Genomic DNA, 17,445 nt, shown 5'->3' with positions numbered 1-17,445 from the left:
AGTCTTTTTTATAGATTAATAAACACGAACAACTTCAGAACCAAAAGGCATTAAGGCTAGTTTAGCCATTTTAAATGATTGTAAGCCAAAAGGAATGCCAATAATTGTAAGACACATTAAAAGGCCTGAAACAATTGATACGATCGCCATAGGAATACCAGTTATAATCAACCAAATGATATTTAGGATCAAGGAGCCTGCTCCGCCACCGTAGCGAATTTCTTTTCCGAAGGGGGTAAAAGAAATTGAAGCAAATTTGAAGCATTGTAAGCCAATTGGAATGCCGACAATGGTGATACACCAAATAACACCTGCTAGAAACCAACCTAGACCTTGGACGAGACCGCCAAAAACAAACCATATTAGATTTCCAATAAAATTCATATTATCACCTTTATCCTTTTTATAGTTCTAGTTTAACATAAAAATGTGAGAGAATTATGGGGCCAAAGAAGTATCTTTATGTCAGACAGATTACAGTTATATTGATTTTCTTTATCTTTTTCGTGCATTTTTAATAAAAAAGCGCTTATCAGTTGTGAATGTCAACCATTACACGTATGATAGGTATATAAGTTATTATTAGGAGGTCGCGATACTCATGATACCAAAAGATATTCAAAAATTGAATTCGTTTATAAAGTATTTTTTGACTTACATTAACTATTTGGAAAAAGAAATGGCAGATGATTCATATAATTTCAATGAAATTAGGCTTATTTTCGAACTTCTAGAAAATGGGGAAATGTATGCAAAAGATATTGAGAACGAGTTAGACCTTGATAAAGGGTATACGAGTCGGATTTTAAAGCGCCTACTAGATGAAGGGATGATTGAACGTCAGCAATCCAGTGAGGATAAGCGCTTGTATTACGTTTCTTTTACTAAGGCTGGCAAAAAGCGAGCAAAGGAACTTTATCAAAAGTATGAAGCGATTATTTCGAATGATTATAAACAACTATCCGACGAGGAACGCCAGCCGTTTTTAGACTCGCTGGATTTAATTGAAAGCTTACATAGAAAGAAATTTAACTGGAAAAATAATAAATAGCTAGAATCCTGAAGGGACAGCAAAAGATAGTGTTACACACTAACTTTTAGCTGTCTTTTTGTATAAAGTAGCGCGTGAGGAAACTTTATCGCTTATTGTTGTCACAGAATCCATTGTTGTTTAAAGAATTTGGGGGTACTATTAGAGAGAGGTGATGTTAATGACAACATTTAAAATCGGAGAAGTCATTCAAGAGAAAAGGAAAGAGCGGCAGCTGACTCAAAGCGAACTTGCTTATCAGATGGGGATTTCTAAATCTTCCGTCTCCAAATGGGAAACAGGGCAGACGTACCCTGATATCTATTTATTACCTGAGTTAGCAACATATTTTAGTATTACTGTTGATGAATTATTAGGCTATACACCTCAATTGACAAAAACAGAAATTCGTGAGCATTATGTGAGGCTTTCTAAAGCATTTAGCGAGGAACCTTTTTCAGAAGTTTTAGAGGAGTGCCGGGCGTTAATAAAGAAGTACTATGCGTGTTTGCCATTTTTACTACAAATGTGCGTATTACTTGTGAATCATGCGAATTTGACAAGTGAGGAAGAGCAGAGGGAGATTCTACAGGAAGCGATTGAATTAGTTAAACGAGTAAAAACAGAAACGACAGATTCGCGGATGGTTAATCAAGCCATTTCGTTTGAAGCGAGTTGTCAAATGTTTTTAGGGAAGCCGACAGAGGTTTTAGAGTTACTGGGTGAAGATGTCTCACTCTATTTTGGGAATGAGCTGCTAATGGCTAACGCTTTTAAAATGTTAGGTAAGGCCGACAAAAGTACAGAAATTTTACAAGTTAATTTGTATCAGCAACTTATGGGAGCTTTGTCGACAAGCGGTCAATTATTGCACTCCCAAATTGGTGATGTAGTGAAATTTGATCAAACAATCGCACGGATGAAGGGGTTAGTTGAAACCTTTGGTATAGTGGAACTTCATCCATTTTTATTAGTGACGTCGCTAGTTGAGATTTTTATGTGCTACACTCAACAGACTCGTCTGGATTTAGCAATAGATGCAATGAAAGAGATGTTGAGAGTTCTTGAGACGATTACATTTCCCGCTCATCTTCATGGCGATGATTATTTTGATTCATTGGATAGTTGGATTGATGATCAGCTTGAACTAAGTAGTACAATGCCTAGAAATGAACAAATTGTTAAGGATTCTTTGGGAGCTTTCTTTAAAGAAACGTCGCTACTACAAGAGGTTTATGGTGATCACCAAGAATACCAAGAGTTGTTGAAGCAATTAGAAGTGGTTTTAAGTTAGAAATAGTATGCAAAAGGAGTGCAGTTACATGAATATTGGGATAAATATGCCGTCAATGGCAGAGTTAAGTGCATTATTACCACTTTTAATTCCGTTTATTTTGATTCAGCTCTTTATAGCAGGAGTTGCAGTTAGTAAAATAGTTAGACAAAAACAATTTAAGTATTTAAATAAAGTTAGTTGGCTCATTATAGTGGTTCTTATCCAGTTAATTGGTCCGATTTGTTATTTTATTTTTGGAAAAGGTGATGAATAATGTTAGTTTTAGAAGTAGAGGGGATAAAAAAACAATTTGGGTCACAAGAAGTATTGAAGGGGTTAAATTTTGATTTGCCAGAAAACTCTGTTCTAGGTTTTATTGGTCAAAACGGAGCAGGAAAGACAACCTTGATGAAGTTGATAGTTGGTCTGCTGAAAAGTGATGCTGGACAAATTAGAGTTTGTGGAGAAAAGGTTCAATATGGTAACACCCAAACGAATCGATTGATTGGCTATTTGCCTGACGTCCCTGAGTTCTATGGCTATATGACTGCTTATAATTATTTGCAGCTCTGCGGAGAAGTGACGGGGATGAGCGGGAGTGTTATTAAAGCCAAGGCGATTGAATTGTTGGCCTTAGTTGGATTAGAAAATAGTAAAAAGAAGATTGGCACTTTTTCACGCGGAATGAAGCAACGTTTAGGGATTGCGCAAGCACTTTTAAATGAGCCTAAATTATTGATTTGTGATGAGCCAACTTCCGCACTAGATCCTCTTGGAAGAAAAGAGATTTTAACGATTTTGCATCGTGTTAAAAAGCATACGACAGTTATTTTTTCGACACATATTTTATCGGATGTGGAGAAAATTTGTGATCATATTGTACTCTTACATGAAGGGGAAATAAAGCTATCATTGCCACTTGATGAGTTGAAAGGGCGTTATTCATCAAATAAACTGCTAGTTGAATTTAGTCACGGGTTATCTGCTGAAGCGGAGAACCGTTTATTTAACGGATTAGACGTGGCAGGAGAGTCAGGAATTTATGTGATTAAAAGCGAAACAATAGTAGATACCCAAGCAATGCTGTATGAGCGTTTTGTTCAGACTAGATTCTTCCCACAAAAAATGGAACTGTATCAGCCGAATTTAGAGGATATTTTTACGGAGGTGGTTAAATGAGTGCTTTAATCGCATTTGGTAAGAAGGAATGGCGTGAGTCGTTGGCAACATATCGAGTGTTGATTGTTTTTGGGTTATTTGCCATTTTAGGGCTAATGAATGTTTTTACGGCTAAATTCACACCTCAGTTAATTGCTCATTTTGTTTCGGATGAGCTTGCAAGTACTTTCCCTGAGCCAACTGTTTTAGATGTTTGGTTGCAATTTTTTAAGAATGTTGGCCAGATTGGTCTTGTGGTGGTAGTGATTATTTTCAGTGGGGTATTGACACAAGAATATCATAAAGAAACACTGACGATTTTATTAACAAAAGGATTAAGTAGATGGAAAGTGATTGCAGCTAAACTAATCATGAGCAGTCTTGTTTTCAGTTTAGGCTATTGGTTAAGTGTCGCGGTGACGTATTTATATGCTTGGTTCTACTTTAAAGAGGGGAGTGTGACACATTTATTTAACGCTGTCTTCCTGTTATGGCTATTTGGTTTATTTCTTATCGTCATCAGCCTTCTAGGTGGGGTTATTTTTAACTCAAATTATGGCGTGTTATTATTTACTGGTGGTCTAATAGTAGTTATGTTTATGATTAACTTAGTACCTGCTGTAAAAGAAGTGAGTCCATTGCTACTTGGAATGGGAAATACGGCACTGATAGAAGGAACCAGTAAGTTTTCAGATTATTATCAACCACTCTGGATCACCCTTATTTTAAGTATTTTGATGATTGGAGTATCTATTCCTCTGTTTAATAAAAAATCCTTATAACCGTAACAGCCACTAGACAGTTGTTTTTGTCTAGTGGCTGTTTGTTTAATCTAATTCTAAAGCTCCTGTTGCTAGTTGATAATAAACACCTTTATTAGCAATCAAATCTTCGTGATCGCCACGTTCAATAATTTCTCCTTGATCAAGCACCATGATAGCGTCGGAATTTTGAATGGTTGATAGACGATGAGCAATAACGAAAACGGTACGACCCTTCATTAAGGCATCCATTCCATTTTGAACAATTCGTTCAGTCCGTGTATCAATACTCGAGGTTGCTTCATCAAGTATCATGACTGGTGGATTAGCGATGGCTGCTCTCGCAATAGCTAAAAGCTGACGCTGTCCTTGGGAGAGTCCTTCACCGTCACCAGTAATGATGGTGTCATAGCCATGGGGAAGTCGAGAGATAAAGTAATCAGCATTGGCCAATTTTGCAGCATCTTTCACCTCTTCTTCAGTAGCATCCAGTCGTCCGTAGCGGATGTTGTCGCTAATACTACCAGTAAAAAGGTGAGTATCTTGCAGGACAATTCCAAGTGAGCGACGTAGAGACTCTTTTTTTATTTTTTGAATATTGATGCCATCGTAGCGAATCTTACCATCTGTAATATCATAAAATCGATTAATTAAATTAGTGATGGTTGTTTTTCCTGCACCAGTTGCACCAACAAAGGCTAGCTTTTCTCCTGGCTTAGCAAAAAGTGAAATATCATGTAGGACAATTTTTTCCGAGTTGTAGCCAAAATCAACCTGTTCAAATCTAACATCGCCAGTTAAGGGCGTATAAGAGGTGCTTCCGTCTTCATGAGGGTGTTTCCAAGCCCATTGACCTGTTTTTTCAGGACATTCCACGGGTTGATTATCTTCGTATCGAACGTTAACAAGTGTGACATAACCATCGTCGACTTCAGGTTTTTCATCCATCAAAATAAAGATTCGTTCGGCTCCAGCTAGAGCCATAATAACGAAGTTGATTTGCTGAGATATTTGACTTACTGGCATATTAAGCGAGCGACTTAATTGTAGGAAGGAAGCAATTGCCCCAATACTTAAAACCGCCACACCATTAATACTTAATAAACCACCAACAATCGCAATTAAGACATATTGAATGTTTAGTAGGTTCATCATGACCGGCATTAAAATATTGGCGTATTTATTTGCTTCCGTCGCACTATCTGCAAGTTCTTCATTCAATTGATCGAATCGTTCAATCGTTTCTGTTTCATGATTAAAAATCTTAATAACTTTTTGACCGTGCATCATTTCTTCGATAAAGCCGTTAACTTTCCCTAATGATTTCTGCTGTCTACCGAAGTATTTCCCACTTAAACTACTAATTTTCCGAATAGTTAAGACCATCACGCTGACTGATAAAATAACGAATAGAGTTAGTGGAATACTGACAGAAAACATCGCTACAAAGACACTAACAAAGGTTACAATAGCTTGCAGCAGCTGAGGGGCGCTTTGTGAGAGCATTTGTCTTAAAGTGTCAATATCATTTGTGTAGTGACTCATAATATCTCCGTGAGGATGAGTATCAAAGTAGCCAATAGGGAGGCTTTCCATATGAGTAAATAAATCATCACGAATCGTTTTTTGGACTCCCTGGGAGACATTTACCATCAATTGATTGAATGTGATGGTGGCTAACACACCGATTGCATATATAATTGCCATCGTAATGACCGCTGTCAGTAGCCCAGAGAAATCAGCTTTCCCACTTTTAGCCAATAGCGGTGTTACATAATCATCGATTACAACTTGTAAAAATAGCGACCCTTTAACTGAAGCAAAGGCACTTATAACAATACAAAGGACGACTATTCCAAGTTGAATTGGATAGCCCTTGATTAGATAGTTAAGCAATCGTTTTAGCGTTCTGAGAGGGTGAGCTTGGCGGTCAGTTCCTTTTATTTGTATCTTACTCATTAACTTCACCAAATCCTTTCCCTTGTGATTGTGTGACTTCTTGATAAATTTTATTGGTCGCTAGAAGTTCTTCATGAGTCCCAATTCCGTTGATTTGTCCATTATCCATCACGATAATCTGATCAGCATTTTCAATGGATGATACACGTTGAGCGATGATAAATTTGGTTGTATTAGGAATGGTCTCTAAGAAAGCTTGCTGTATTAGTGCGTCTGTTTTAGTATCTACAGCGCTAGTAGAGTCATCTAAGATCAAAATCTTCGGCTTTTTAAGGATAGTCCTGGCGATTGTTAAACGTTGCTTTTGACCACCAGAGACATTTGTTCCGCCTTGTTCAATATATGTGTCATAGCCATCGGGTAATTTGGTAATAAATTCATCGGCTTGTGCTAAACGACAGGCTTCATATAATTCGCGATCAGTTGCATCGGGATTCCCCCATCGTAGATTCTCTTTAATGGTACCTGAGAAGAGGACATTATTTTGAAGAACCATCGCGACTGAATCACGCAATGAAGCGATATCGTAGTTACGTACATCTAATCCACCAACTTGGACACTACCGCTTGTGACGTCGTAGAGTCGTGGAATGAGCTGAACAAGGGTCGTTTTTCCGCTGCCAGTTCCGCCAATAATTCCGACTGTTTGACCTGATTCAATTTTAAAATTACTTTTTGTTAGAACAAGTTTGTCTTCATTATCAGAATAACTAAAGTCAACATCCTTGAACTCAACTGATCCATCACGAATCTCCATAATTGGTTTACTAGGGTTGGTTAAATCACTTTTTTCATCAATTACGGCTACGATTCTTTCAGCTGATGGACGTGAGATAATCATCATAACAAATACCATAGACATCATGTTTAATGAATTAAGAATTTGCATAACATACATAAACATACTCATTAATTCACCAGTAGTCATCGAGCCACCGACAATTAGTTGAGCGCCAATCCATGAAATTAGCAACATACAAGTATACATGGTAAATTGCATTAGAGGCCCGTTGAAGGCGACGATTTGTTCTGCTTTAGAAAAAGTTTTATAAATTAATTGGGAGACTGATTTAAATTTAGCTACCTCATGATCTTCTCGGACATAAGATTTAACCACACGAATACCTTGTAAATTTTCTTGAACAACTTGATTGAGTCTATCATAAATTTTGAAGACTTTTTCAAATGAAGGATGGGCTATTCTTACGATCAGAGCGAGACCAATTCCTAGAAAAGGAATGGCGTAGAGAAAGATCATTGCTAAATCGCGGTTTAGTTGAAAGGCCATAAACAAGGAAAAAATAAACATTAAAGGACTTCTAACAAGAATCCGAATAATCATTTGAAATGAGTTTTGAACGTTACTAACGTCAGTGGTTAGGCGAGTGACTAAACTTGATGTAGAAAAGCGATCGATGTTTGAGAAAGAAAAGTTTTGGATGTTATCAAACATTTTTTTTCGTAAGTTTTTGGCGAAACCGGCAGACGCAATTGCACCGTAGCGACCGGAAAGCATCCCAAAAATGAGGGCTAAAATAGCACAAACAATCAAGGATGCTCCAATAGTAAGGATACTATTTTGACTCTTGGAGGAGATGCCTTTGTCGATAATCATCGCCATTAGGACAGGGATGATTATATCTAAAATAACTTCGAGAGTCACGAAAAAAGGCGTTAATAATGTATCTCGTTTGTACTCTCCAATATTCTTGGCCAAGGTTTTTATCATGGTACCAACTCCTTTTTTATTTTTTGAATAAAGGGAAATTATTGCTTTTTATTTTCTTCACACTCAATATTGAGGTAAATTTTATTCATCACAGCATAAAATATGTCCAAGTCTGCTTGATTTATACCATTTATCAAATGACTATCAAGGGCATCAAGTCTTTTGCGACGACTGTCAAAAACAGCTTGACCTTCAGTGGTGAGAACAATTTCTTTAAGACGAGCATCCTCAGTGCTTGTTTGACGAGTGATCAAATTATTTTTTTCTAAAACTTGCAAGATCCCCGTAGCAGTGGACCGTCTGATATTAAATTCACTTTCGAGGTCTCGTTGAAAAACTGATGTTGTTTCCGAAAATTGACCAATATAGTTCATAAAGAAAAATTGAATCATTGTATATTGTTCTTCGTTGCTAGCATTAATATTTGTTCTAATATAGCGTGTGATTTCATTGGACAAGGCTTTAATATCTTTACCTATTTTTTTTGTCATCATGCTTAGCCCTCCTTTCATTCGGGAATGTTGTTAGCTCCCTAACAATATCTATTCTCCGTAAATTTCATGAAAATGTCAAGTAATTATATGGGAAATGTTTTATAATGAAAAGAAGATTAAAAAAATCTCATTGAAAGTGAGATGGGAATTGAAAAAAGAAGGGGATTACTATGAAAATTAGAAATGGATTAGTGATAGAAAAAGACCAATTTGAAGGAGTTCTGAAGCAAGCTGCTACACGAATTAAAGCAACAGGTTCTGCTCAATGGGGGCATATTTTAGAGGGGGAAGAAGGCCCAATCGTGGCAGCTCGTCTTAAGCAAGAAGAGGCCTATTTTTATGAAGAAGATGTTTCGGACCAAAAGCAAATCACGGCTGTTTTCTATTTATATGAACGCCCTAATGATTGGGACTACGGGATTTGGCAAGAGGAGGAGCAGGCGGGAATTTATTACTTACATCGGCTGTCATTAGCGGATAACTATACTGGAAAAGGGGTAGCGGAGCAGCTTTTGCATCAGTTGCAATCCGAATTAAAGAAAAAAGGCGCAAAAGCGATCCGTTTGGATTGTATTTCGACACAACCAGTATTGAATAGTTTGTATCAGCGTAGCGGGTTTCAATTAGTGAAAGAGATACCTAACTTGGATGCTGGCCCAATTACTGCTGATTTTAATTTATATGAGTGTCGGCTGTAGTTGTAAAATTAAGTGGAATGAGTGTCTTTTTTAGCCACAAAAGAGTGCTTATATGATAGTATGGAATTAGCGTATAAATGAAAGAGAGATGAGGAGTGCTGATGATTACAATTGAAGAATTTGTTGCAAAGTATGGCGTCGAAAGAGCTCACACTAATTCAGTCAAATGGGATAGTATGACTGAGAATTTTGGTACCAATGACTTGTTGCCAATGTGGGTAGCTGATATGGAATTTAAAGCACCAGAAGAAGTCCAAGAGGCTATGATGGCGCGAGTTAAACATGGTGCTTTTGGGTATTCGATCGTCCCAGATTCTTATTATGAGGCTTACTTTAATTGGCAGGCTGAGCGTTATCAGGTTCGGCTAGAAAAAGAGTGGATTCGTTTTTCTCCAGGTGTTGTTAGCTCATTTTTCTGGATGGTTAATGCCTTTACCGAAGAGCAAGATAGTGTAATTGTTTTGGCGCCTGTTTATTATCCTTTTTATCATTCTATCAATGATACTAATCGTCAGCTTGTTACCTCAGGCTTAATCAATCAAGATGGGCGTTTTGAAATAGATTTTGTCGATTTTGAAGAGAAAATCATTGCTCATAAGGTAAAATTATTCATTCATTGCTCTCCTCATAATCCAGTTGGTCGAGTGTGGACAGCTGCTGAACAGGCGAGATTATATGATATTTGTTTAAAACATGATGTTATTATTGTTTCAGATGAAATTCATCAAGATTTAACTAGAAAAACTAACCCTCATGTAGCTGCATTGGCTTTAGATGATAAGTATCGAAGTCATTTAATTGTCTTAAACGCTCCATCGAAAACCTTTAATTTGGCTAGTTTATTGAATTCACATATTGTAATTGCAGATAAAAATTTACGAGACAAATATGATGCCTATGCGAGCACCACAGTTAAATCGACAACGAGTCTTTTTGGCACAGTGGCAACAGAAGCTGCCTATCGTGAAGGTGGTGAATGGCTAGAAGGATTGAATGAAGTGATTGAATATAATTTTGATTTATTAAAGACCATTTTGGTTAAAAAAGCGCCTAAAAGCATTTTGACTGAAAAAGAAGGAACCTATTTAGCGTGGCTTGATTTGAGAGCTTATTTGAAACCAGATGAGGTCGAGACATTTATGCAAGAGAAATGTGGTATAGCTGTTGATTATGGTGAGTGGTTTGGTGAGGGATATGAAGGTTTTATTCGTATCAACCTAGGGACTTTACCCAAATATGTTGAAGAAACTGCCACTAAGATTGTGGAACAGTTAGTAGAATTATAGGTTTTGCTGAACTTTTTAAGGAAAAGGTTCTATCAATTAAGAAATGAGGCTGCGGTGGATATCGCAGTCTTTTTTGTCTTTACGTATGAAAACTTATTTTTAAGAAAGAGTTAAGGATTTGCTAAGTTGAATTATATAAATCGATGGTAGAGAAGTGGTTTAATGTATCTATTAAAGAAAGCTGTAGAGCATTTTAATTAATAGATAGGAGAGATTACATTGAGACGACGGAAAAAATCACGTGCCCTTAACTTAACAATGATATGTTTTTTACTAGTTGCGATTTTAATGGCGTCTTTATTTTTAAGTAAAGTAGCTACCGTTTTTACTCGTAGTGTCGATAATCAAGGACTGCCTAAAATAATAAGTAAAAACGCGATTTTAATTAATCTAGAGACAAATCAAGTTATTGGTAAAAAGAATGAAACTGATAAAATCTATCCAGCCTCATTAACAAAAATTATGACAGCTTATGTGGTTATTAAGAATCTTGGAGATTTCAACCAGTTGGTAATGATTTCTGATAGTATATTTGATGAATTAGTTGCGGAGGAAGCATCAATGGCTGGATTCACGAGAAATGAAGAGGTTCCTGTCGCTGATTTACTTTATGGGCTACTCCTTTCATCAGGGGCTGAGGCAGCCAAGGCTCTAGCTGTAGCTACAGCAAAAAGCGAAGAAGCGTTTGTTGATTTAATGAATCAAGAAGCAGAAAAGATAGGCATGAGCAATACACACTTTAAAAATGTTACAGGACTTCATCAGACAGGTCATTATTCGACAGTTGCAGATATTGCATTGCTTTGGCAAGTTGCTCTTAAAAACAAACGTTTTAGCGATATAGTGACAACTAAAGAGTATGTTTATCAAAGTTCATTTCGCCCTGAAAACTTGCTTTTAGCAAGTACCTTATTTAGTCACCTGCCGTCAGAAGCACTGACTAACGGTGTGATAGAAGGGGGAAAGACTGGCTATACTAAAGAAGCGGGGCAATGTTTAGCGAGCGTCGCAAAAATAAACGGAGTTCGTTATATTTTAGTGACTGTAGGAGCCAGCGGAACACCGCTAACTGAAAATCATCATATCGAAGATGCGTTGACAGTTTACAACTCATTATAAACTGTCAAGAAGGGCAAGCATTTTTGCATCAGTTAATTATGTTTCAAAGGTATGGGCTAATTGATTGCTGTAAACATCTACTTCTAATTTTTCAACAGTCGCCAAATGTGAATAAAAGTACTGTAAAATGTCTGTTTCTACAATGTTTTTGATAAAGCTGATTGTTAAACGATTGTTGCAAGATATTAAACCACAAGCCATAGGACTTTTTTGAGTGGGGTAAGCAGCGATTTCCATGTGCTTGATAAATTGAAACATCTCAGATGGTAAATCTACACGACCTAAATTTGTTAAGGTAATAGTTTTTTTACTTTCACTTAGATGATCGAAGCCAATTCGAACAAAATAATTTTTCACAAAAAGTGGCACAAATTTTGATGCTACATTCCTCTCAAAGTTAACATTATTGTTAATGGATGATTGAAGATAGGTTTTATTCGTTTTTTGAATTAGCATTTCTTGAATTAAAGGAACTAATTTTTCAAGTGTCATATCCTCATTCATATAGGCGCCAACATTAACGACATTGAAAAAGTTTCGTAATGTTTTTGATGGAAATGAGGCGCGTAAATTGACGGGGACGGCTATAACAATTGGTTTAGTCGCATCACGCTGATGGCTACGTGTTTGGTAAATCGAATAAATTAATAAAGAAGCCAGATAAGACGTGATTGAGCCTCCGTATTTTTTAGCAATTTGATTAAGGGCTTGACTATCTACTACACCATGAACGAGACTATTATCACCATCGCCATATGACACACCGCGGATATGAAAGGAGCGCGGATTGCGTGTGCTTTCAGAATAGATTGGTGTATAGTGTTTGCTAAAACTGTCTTCGACCTCTTCTTGAGGAGAAGGTTCTTCTCCTAATTTTACTTTGCCTTCATGAGGAAAATCATGACCTAGACATTTAAAATAGTAATATAAAAGACTCTTAAAAAATTCAATTGCGCCACTACCATCTGTCAGTGCATGAAACATTTCGATAGATAGACGGTGTCCACTATAAAGAACACGTAACATGTAGCCACCATCTCTTGCAGAATCAATTTGAACACAAGGTGGATTTTGTTCTTTTTGGATGAGTAAGCCATGTTTGTTAGCATCTAAATAATTCCAAAAAATGCCTTTCCTTAAACGAACAGAAAACATAGGGAAACGAGGCATAACAATGTCGACTGCTTTTTGCAAGGCGACTGGATCGACTTCATCATAAAGAATAGCGGCGAATCGAAAGACGGATGAATTTTTATTACCTGTAACTGAAGGGAAGACTTTTGCTGCATTATCTAAACGATACCATTTATACATGGAAACCTCCTAAGTAATCAGTGAAACGTGTATTTGATCTAAGAATCCGATTAAAAGTGAAATCTTTTTTGTAGTTCATATAAAAGTCGTTTACCTGAGAAGATAAATAGACCTAAAATGGTGATTCCTCCATATATTAAAGAAATAATACTTGGCCATAATACATTGCCACCCTTAGCAAAAAATAGTAATAGGGGAATGATATTAATGCTAACAATTAGCAGGATATAACCGATGTCATCACGCCACATTGATTTATTACGGACGGACCAGATTGTCATGATTAAGCCAGTTGCTATACCTAAAAAAGGGATGGCATAATTGAGCGACCAGCGACCAAAGTCGGTTGACAGGTCAATGATAATAAAGACAAGTGAGAGGAAGAAGTAGTTTTTCCAAAGAGTTTTCCCAATCAAGTTAATGTTGAATTTTTGATATAAATCTTTGCCGACGAACCAAATATAAAAGCTAGCGATAGAGACAATGGGTGCCCATGTTAGAGATAGATACTCCCAGGTAAGGACATTTAAGACAAAAGAAAGAGTAATGATAATAATCGTTATAAATAACCAAATTTTAACTTTGAGTTTTTTATTGTTTTTTGTTTCAGGGTAAACTGGATAGGTGGTCAAAGTAGGCTGAGTAGAGTCGCTTATAACAGCATGACAAAGTGGGCACTGACTATGATCTGGGCTAACGTTGACTTGACATCTTAAACAAGTAGGCATTCTTGTCCCAACTTTCAATTTTTTATTATTGGTTTAAATGTGTTCTATTGTCATTTTAGCATATTTTCTAGTGAATAGTTCAAAATTATTAGTTAGTAGTTTGCTATTAAAATTAATTCGGGTAAGATATAGGAAAATAGGTAATTAATTAGAATTATGAGAAGTAGTCATTCATATAAAAGGAGACAGGGATGAAAAAAATACTGATTGTAGATGATGAAGAGGCTATTGCAGATTTAGTTGAGTTGTATTTGAAAAATGAAGGTTATCAGGTAATTAAGTTCTATACAGGTCAGGAAACCTTAACGTATTTGACCCATCATTCAGTTGACCTTGCTATTTTAGATATTATGTTACCAGATATTGACGGCTTTGAAATCAGTCAAAAAATTCGTGAGAGTCGCCATTTTCCTATTATTATGCTGACTGCTAAAGATCAAGAATTAGATAAGATTACAGGATTAACTTTAGGAGCAGATGATTACGTAACAAAACCGTTTCAACCTTTAGAACTTGTAGCTCGTGTAAAAGCTCAAATCAGACGATATACGATGTATAACGATGATCGGGGGAAACTATTTGATCAAGCAGCTGAACAGGTTATCTATTATAAAAATTTAGTGGTTAATAAAACGACCTATGATGTGACGATTAATAAAAGTAAGGTGGAACTAACACCCACAGAATTTAGAATTTTATGGGTGTTGTTGGAACGTGTGGGGAAGGTGGTTAGATCTGAAGAGTTGTTTCAACTTGTTTGGGGTGAAAAGTATTTTGAGAGTTCAAACAATACCGTAATGGTTCATATTCGTCATTTACGATCAAAGTTAGCGGGGCCAAATGGTCAGCAATCCTATATTAAAACAATTTGGGGAGTGGGATATAAAATTGAAATCTAAAAAGAATGATTATAGTTTATTTAAACGAAAATTATTGACACGAATTTTCTTGATTATCATTGGAGCGGGTGTCGCTCTCTTTATTTTACAATCATTTGCTCGTGGACTAGTAGGAGACTGGGTAGTCAATTTGTTAATCACTCAGTTTCATTTCAATGAAGAGACGGCCTTTTCTATTCATCAGAATTTAATACGCAGTAATCTTATGGTTATTATAGGAGTAGTAGGGACTGGGAGTCTTTTCCTTATTTTCCGAGTTTACACGAATTATATCACTTCTTATTTTGATGAAATTGCTGTCGGAATGGATCAATTAATCAGCGAAAGTGAAAAACCTATTGAACTTTCGTTAGAAATGAAGAGCATTGAATCTAAGATGAATCAAATCGATCAAATCATAAAAAAAAGGGCTCGAGATGCAAAAGAAGCGGAGCAACGAAAAAATGATTTAGTTGTATATCTGGCTCATGATATTAGAACACCGCTAACGTCAATTGTAGGGTATTTGAATTTGTTACAGGAAACAGAAGGAAGTTTACCACAAGAGCAGCAAGCGAATTATATCGACCTAACATTAAAAAAAGCGTATCGGTTAGAAAATTTAATTAATGAGTTTTTTGATATTACACGGTTTAATCTGCAGGAGATTATCTTAAGTAAACAACCTATCGATTTACGGTTATTAGCTGAACAGGCGGCAGATGAATTTTTCCACCGAGCAGAAGAGCGTGGTCAGTTAATAGTGATTCAGGGGGAAGAGAGTCTCGTAGTTTCTGCGGATCCTGATAAATTGGGACGAGTTTTTACTAACGTGCTAAAAAATGCGCTAAGTTACAGTTTTGAAAACACACCCATTGAGTTTGAATTGAAGTCAAATGATTTGGCAGCTATCATTAGAGTTGCTAATCAAGGGTCCGATATTCCAGAAGAGAAACAACGAACTGTATTTGATAAATTTTACCGGATGGATAATGCTCGTTCTAGCCAGACTGGTGGCTCAGGCTTAGGATTAGCAATTTCTAAAGAAATAATTTTAGCACATGATGGAGAGATAACCTTGACAAGTCAAGCAAATAAAACGATTCTTGAGATCGTTTTACCCTTAACCCCGTTATTAAAAGCAGAGGGAGATTCCTTCGTAATTTAGTTGAATTAGTTTATAATAAGATAACAGACGAAGGAGGTGCTGATAAATGACACTCATAAAAAATGTACACTATAGCTTTAAACGGTTGTTAGAAAACTGGCCTGATTATTTTAGAAGTATGTTGATTTTACAAGTTATACGTATAGTCATCATTCTGCCTCTTCTTTCATATCTGTTTTATAAAATGCTCAGTAAAGCTAAAATAGCAGGTGTAACTAATGAAAATTTCTCAGCCATTTTTCGTCATCCAATGGCGTTGTTAATTGGTCTAGGCCTATTGTTATTATTTATTTTTTTTATATTTTATGAGTTGGGTTTTTATTTTTTATTGGCTCATAATCAAGCAACAGGTCAGTCTGTAGCCTTTTTGGAGATTGTAAAGAAATTGAATCGAAAAGTGCGATTCTTTCTTAGTCTAAACTCCCTTTTTTTAGTGGGGTATTTTATTTTAGTGTTACCCATTGTATCTCTGGGTCTCAACCCAGAATTAACCTCGATGATTAAGATACCAGATTTTATTGTGGATGAATTATCTATGACACCGATGGGGGTAGCGTTGTACATGGGGGTGGTTTTGATCCTTTCATATATTGCACTACGCTTGCTTTACTTAGTTTATTTTTTTGTAATAGATCCGACGACCTCAATTTGGCAGGCCATTAAATCTAGTTGGCAATTTTCAAAGGGACGTTCAATTAGCAATCTAATTACTTTAGGATTGCTGGTAGGCGGCTACGGAGTAGTATTTGGTGCCTGTTTAGCTATCTTGTTTACCCCATTAGCATTAGTCGATAGCTTCTTCCCATTAATCGCTCCTATCATAGCTGGATTAACAGTTACGATTGTTGAAATAGTTGTTTTCCTATTTGGTGGTTTGATTCAACCATTAGTTGCGAATGGGATTGTTGGAACAACCAGAGAAGGGAAACCTTTCTTAATTAAAGAAAAGAAGTATACATTCGAGCCTAAGCTTTGGGCTAAAACCTATCCCAAGTGGCGTAACTTGATAATTATTTTCGGTATCGGTTTTGTTAGCTTTAATATCTGGTCAACAGTAACTGTTGTTTATGCGCCGCAAACAGAAATAGTTGCTCATCGAGGGTTTACTGAAAAAGGGGTAGAAAATACAATTGGTTCTTTGGAAGCGGCAGCGAAAGCTCATGCTAACGTAGTTGAGATGGATATTCAAGAAACGAGAGATGGTCAATTTGTTGTAATGCATGACTATAATTTAAAACGACTAGCTGGTGTTAATGAAGAGGTGCGTCACTTAAATTTGGCTGAATTAGAGCAGCTGACGGTAAAACAAAATGGATTTAAAGATAAGATTCCTAGCTTGAGTGATTACATTGATGTAGCAAAAAAGCAACACATTAAATTATTGATAGAAGTTAAACCCCATGGGGATGAATCTAAAGGGATGGCCCAAAATTTAGTTGATTTGTTACAAGAGAAGCAGGTAATCACTGATTACTATGTTCAATCTTTGGACTTAGGAATATTGAATGAGATTAAGAGAATTTCGCCAAAAATTCAAACGGCTTACGTAATTCCTTTGAACTTAGGAAGTTTACCAAAAACTAAACATAATTTTTATGTGTTAGAAGAGTTCTCAGTGAGTCAGAGTGTGCTAGATGAAGCAGCTGAAATGAATAAACAGGTGTTTGTTTGGACGGTTAATAAGGAAGAGCTACTAAAAAAATATTTACGTTTAGATGTGGATGGTATTATTACGAACCATCCCGACTTGGCCATTAAATTACGTGACAGCCAGGAAGAAACACGAACTTTTTTAAATAGGGTTCACTATTTGTTAGATGATTAAAAAGCACATGCGCTCAACTGTA

17 protein-coding genes are annotated in these 17,445 nt (G+C 36.4%); 11 read left to right on the top strand and 6 right to left on the bottom strand.

What is annotated here, in order from left to right; genetic code table 11:
- Window positions 1-15: 15 nt before the first annotated feature.
- Complete coding sequence (locus AC5KOD_RS15005) at window positions 16-384, bottom strand: YccF domain-containing protein (protein ID WP_496915381.1); 369 nt, start codon at window positions 382-384, stop codon at window positions 16-18.
- Between the two features lie 217 nt (window positions 385-601).
- On the opposite strand from AC5KOD_RS15005, the gene AC5KOD_RS15000 reads away from it, so the two are divergent.
- The 5 genes from AC5KOD_RS15000 to AC5KOD_RS14980 all read left to right on the top strand — a co-directional run bounded on the left by AC5KOD_RS15000 (window position 602) and on the right by AC5KOD_RS14980 (window position 4,246).
- Window positions 602-1,051, top strand: coding sequence for a MarR family winged helix-turn-helix transcriptional regulator (locus tag AC5KOD_RS15000; RefSeq protein WP_496915380.1), 450 nt, complete (start codon window positions 602-604; stop codon window positions 1,049-1,051).
- A 160-nt stretch (window positions 1,052-1,211) separates the two neighbouring features.
- Window positions 1,212-2,324 (top strand): helix-turn-helix domain-containing protein, encoded by a 1,113-nt coding sequence (locus tag AC5KOD_RS14995; protein WP_496915379.1) that lies wholly within the window; start codon window positions 1,212-1,214, stop codon window positions 2,322-2,324.
- Between the two features lie 28 nt (window positions 2,325-2,352).
- On the top strand, window positions 2,353-2,580 hold the full coding sequence (locus AC5KOD_RS14990) for a PLD nuclease N-terminal domain-containing protein (RefSeq protein ID WP_496915378.1): 228 nt from the start codon (window positions 2,353-2,355) through the stop codon (window positions 2,578-2,580).
- The gene (locus tag AC5KOD_RS14985) at window positions 2,580-3,485 is read left to right on the top strand and encodes an ABC transporter ATP-binding protein (RefSeq protein ID WP_496915377.1); all 906 of its coding nucleotides are present in this window, start codon (window positions 2,580-2,582) and stop codon (window positions 3,483-3,485) included. Before AC5KOD_RS14990 ends, AC5KOD_RS14985 begins: the two co-directional genes overlap by 1 nt.
- On the top strand, window positions 3,482-4,246 hold the full coding sequence (locus AC5KOD_RS14980; RefSeq protein ID WP_496915376.1) for an ABC transporter permease subunit: 765 nt from the start codon (window positions 3,482-3,484) through the stop codon (window positions 4,244-4,246). Before AC5KOD_RS14985 ends, AC5KOD_RS14980 begins: the two co-directional genes overlap by 4 nt.
- Before the next feature lie 45 nt (window positions 4,247-4,291).
- Here the strand turns inward: AC5KOD_RS14980 and AC5KOD_RS14975 are convergent, their stop codons facing one another.
- The 3 genes from AC5KOD_RS14975 to AC5KOD_RS14965 are packed head-to-tail and all read right to left on the bottom strand — an operon-like array spanning window position 4,292 to window position 8,407.
- Entirely contained in the window at window positions 4,292-6,184 is a 1,893-nt protein-coding gene (locus AC5KOD_RS14975) for an ABC transporter ATP-binding protein (RefSeq protein WP_496915375.1), read from the bottom strand.
- A complete protein-coding gene (locus tag AC5KOD_RS14970) occupies window positions 6,177-7,913 on the bottom strand; it encodes an ABC transporter ATP-binding protein (protein ID WP_496915374.1) in 1,737 nt (578 codons plus the stop codon). Before AC5KOD_RS14970 ends, AC5KOD_RS14975 begins: the two co-directional genes overlap by 8 nt.
- Before the next feature lie 38 nt (window positions 7,914-7,951).
- Window positions 7,952-8,407, bottom strand: coding sequence for a MarR family winged helix-turn-helix transcriptional regulator (locus AC5KOD_RS14965; protein WP_496915373.1), 456 nt, complete (start codon window positions 8,405-8,407; stop codon window positions 7,952-7,954).
- Window positions 8,408-8,577: 170 nt separating this feature from the next.
- Here AC5KOD_RS14965 and AC5KOD_RS14960 point away from each other — a divergent pair, with 170 nt between their 5' ends.
- From AC5KOD_RS14960 to AC5KOD_RS14950, 3 genes are all read left to right on the top strand, one after another.
- Window positions 8,578-9,105, top strand: coding sequence for a GNAT family N-acetyltransferase (locus tag AC5KOD_RS14960; RefSeq protein WP_496915372.1), 528 nt, complete (start codon window positions 8,578-8,580; stop codon window positions 9,103-9,105).
- A 101-nt stretch (window positions 9,106-9,206) separates the two neighbouring features.
- Window positions 9,207-10,391: a MalY/PatB family protein gene (locus AC5KOD_RS14955; protein WP_496915371.1), complete on the top strand. Its 1,185-nt coding sequence runs from the start codon at window positions 9,207-9,209 to the stop codon at window positions 10,389-10,391.
- 219 nt (window positions 10,392-10,610) lie between these two features.
- Window positions 10,611-11,510, top strand: coding sequence for a D-alanyl-D-alanine carboxypeptidase family protein (locus AC5KOD_RS14950; RefSeq protein WP_496915370.1), 900 nt, complete (start codon window positions 10,611-10,613; stop codon window positions 11,508-11,510).
- Window positions 11,511-11,546: 36 nt separating this feature from the next.
- On the opposite strand, the gene AC5KOD_RS14945 is transcribed toward AC5KOD_RS14950, so the two are convergent.
- Complete coding sequence (locus AC5KOD_RS14945; protein ID WP_496915369.1) at window positions 11,547-12,824, bottom strand: hypothetical protein; 1,278 nt, start codon at window positions 12,822-12,824, stop codon at window positions 11,547-11,549.
- A 50-nt stretch (window positions 12,825-12,874) separates the two neighbouring features.
- Window positions 12,875-13,552 (bottom strand): DUF6320 domain-containing protein, encoded by a 678-nt coding sequence (locus tag AC5KOD_RS14940; protein ID WP_496915368.1) that lies wholly within the window; start codon window positions 13,550-13,552, stop codon window positions 12,875-12,877.
- Window positions 13,553-13,743: 191 nt separating this feature from the next.
- Here AC5KOD_RS14940 and AC5KOD_RS14935 point away from each other — a divergent pair, with 191 nt between their 5' ends.
- From AC5KOD_RS14935 to AC5KOD_RS14925, 3 genes are read left to right on the top strand one after another with little or no spacing between them, the layout of a single operon-like run.
- A complete protein-coding gene (locus AC5KOD_RS14935; RefSeq protein WP_496915367.1) occupies window positions 13,744-14,451 on the top strand; it encodes a response regulator transcription factor in 708 nt (235 codons plus the stop codon).
- Window positions 14,441-15,598 (top strand): sensor histidine kinase, encoded by a 1,158-nt coding sequence (locus AC5KOD_RS14930; RefSeq protein ID WP_496915366.1) that lies wholly within the window; start codon window positions 14,441-14,443, stop codon window positions 15,596-15,598. The genes AC5KOD_RS14935 and AC5KOD_RS14930 overlap by 11 nt, the downstream gene beginning before the upstream one ends.
- Before the next feature lie 46 nt (window positions 15,599-15,644).
- Window positions 15,645-17,423 carry a glycerophosphoryl diester phosphodiesterase membrane domain-containing protein gene (locus tag AC5KOD_RS14925; protein ID WP_496915365.1) on the top strand — a complete coding sequence of 593 codons (1,779 nt, stop codon included), beginning with the start codon at window positions 15,645-15,647 and terminating at the stop codon, window positions 17,421-17,423.
- Window positions 17,424-17,445: the final 22 nt, after the last annotated feature.

Source organism: Vagococcus sp. WN80Y (assembly GCF_059621045.1).
This window is presented reverse-complemented; position numbering and strand designations above follow the sequence as displayed.

Coding starts and splice junctions, on each gene's coding strand:
- AC5KOD_RS15005 (WP_496915381.1), bottom strand. CDS start 384: ATGAATTTTATTGGAAATCTAATATGGTTTGTTTTTGGCGGTCTCGTC.
- AC5KOD_RS14945 (WP_496915369.1), bottom strand. CDS start 12,824: ATGTATAAATGGTATCGTTTAGATAATGCAGCAAAAGTCTTCCCTTCA.
- AC5KOD_RS14935 (WP_496915367.1), top strand. CDS start 13,744: ATGAAAAAAATACTGATTGTAGATGATGAAGAGGCTATTGCAGATTTA.
- AC5KOD_RS14925 (WP_496915365.1), top strand. CDS start 15,645: ATGACACTCATAAAAAATGTACACTATAGCTTTAAACGGTTGTTAGAA.
- AC5KOD_RS15000 (WP_496915380.1), top strand. CDS start 602: ATGATACCAAAAGATATTCAAAAATTGAATTCGTTTATAAAGTATTTT.
- AC5KOD_RS14965 (WP_496915373.1), bottom strand. CDS start 8,407: ATGATGACAAAAAAAATAGGTAAAGATATTAAAGCCTTGTCCAATGAA.
- AC5KOD_RS14960 (WP_496915372.1), top strand. CDS start 8,578: ATGAAAATTAGAAATGGATTAGTGATAGAAAAAGACCAATTTGAAGGA.
- AC5KOD_RS14970 (WP_496915374.1), bottom strand. CDS start 7,913: ATGATAAAAACCTTGGCCAAGAATATTGGAGAGTACAAACGAGATACA.
- AC5KOD_RS14985 (WP_496915377.1), top strand. CDS start 2,580: ATGTTAGTTTTAGAAGTAGAGGGGATAAAAAAACAATTTGGGTCACAA.
- AC5KOD_RS14955 (WP_496915371.1), top strand. CDS start 9,207: ATGATTACAATTGAAGAATTTGTTGCAAAGTATGGCGTCGAAAGAGCT.
- AC5KOD_RS14940 (WP_496915368.1), bottom strand. CDS start 13,552: ATGCCTACTTGTTTAAGATGTCAAGTCAACGTTAGCCCAGATCATAGT.
- AC5KOD_RS14980 (WP_496915376.1), top strand. CDS start 3,482: ATGAGTGCTTTAATCGCATTTGGTAAGAAGGAATGGCGTGAGTCGTTG.
- AC5KOD_RS14995 (WP_496915379.1), top strand. CDS start 1,212: ATGACAACATTTAAAATCGGAGAAGTCATTCAAGAGAAAAGGAAAGAG.
- AC5KOD_RS14990 (WP_496915378.1), top strand. CDS start 2,353: ATGAATATTGGGATAAATATGCCGTCAATGGCAGAGTTAAGTGCATTA.
- AC5KOD_RS14975 (WP_496915375.1), bottom strand. CDS start 6,184: ATGAGTAAGATACAAATAAAAGGAACTGACCGCCAAGCTCACCCTCTC.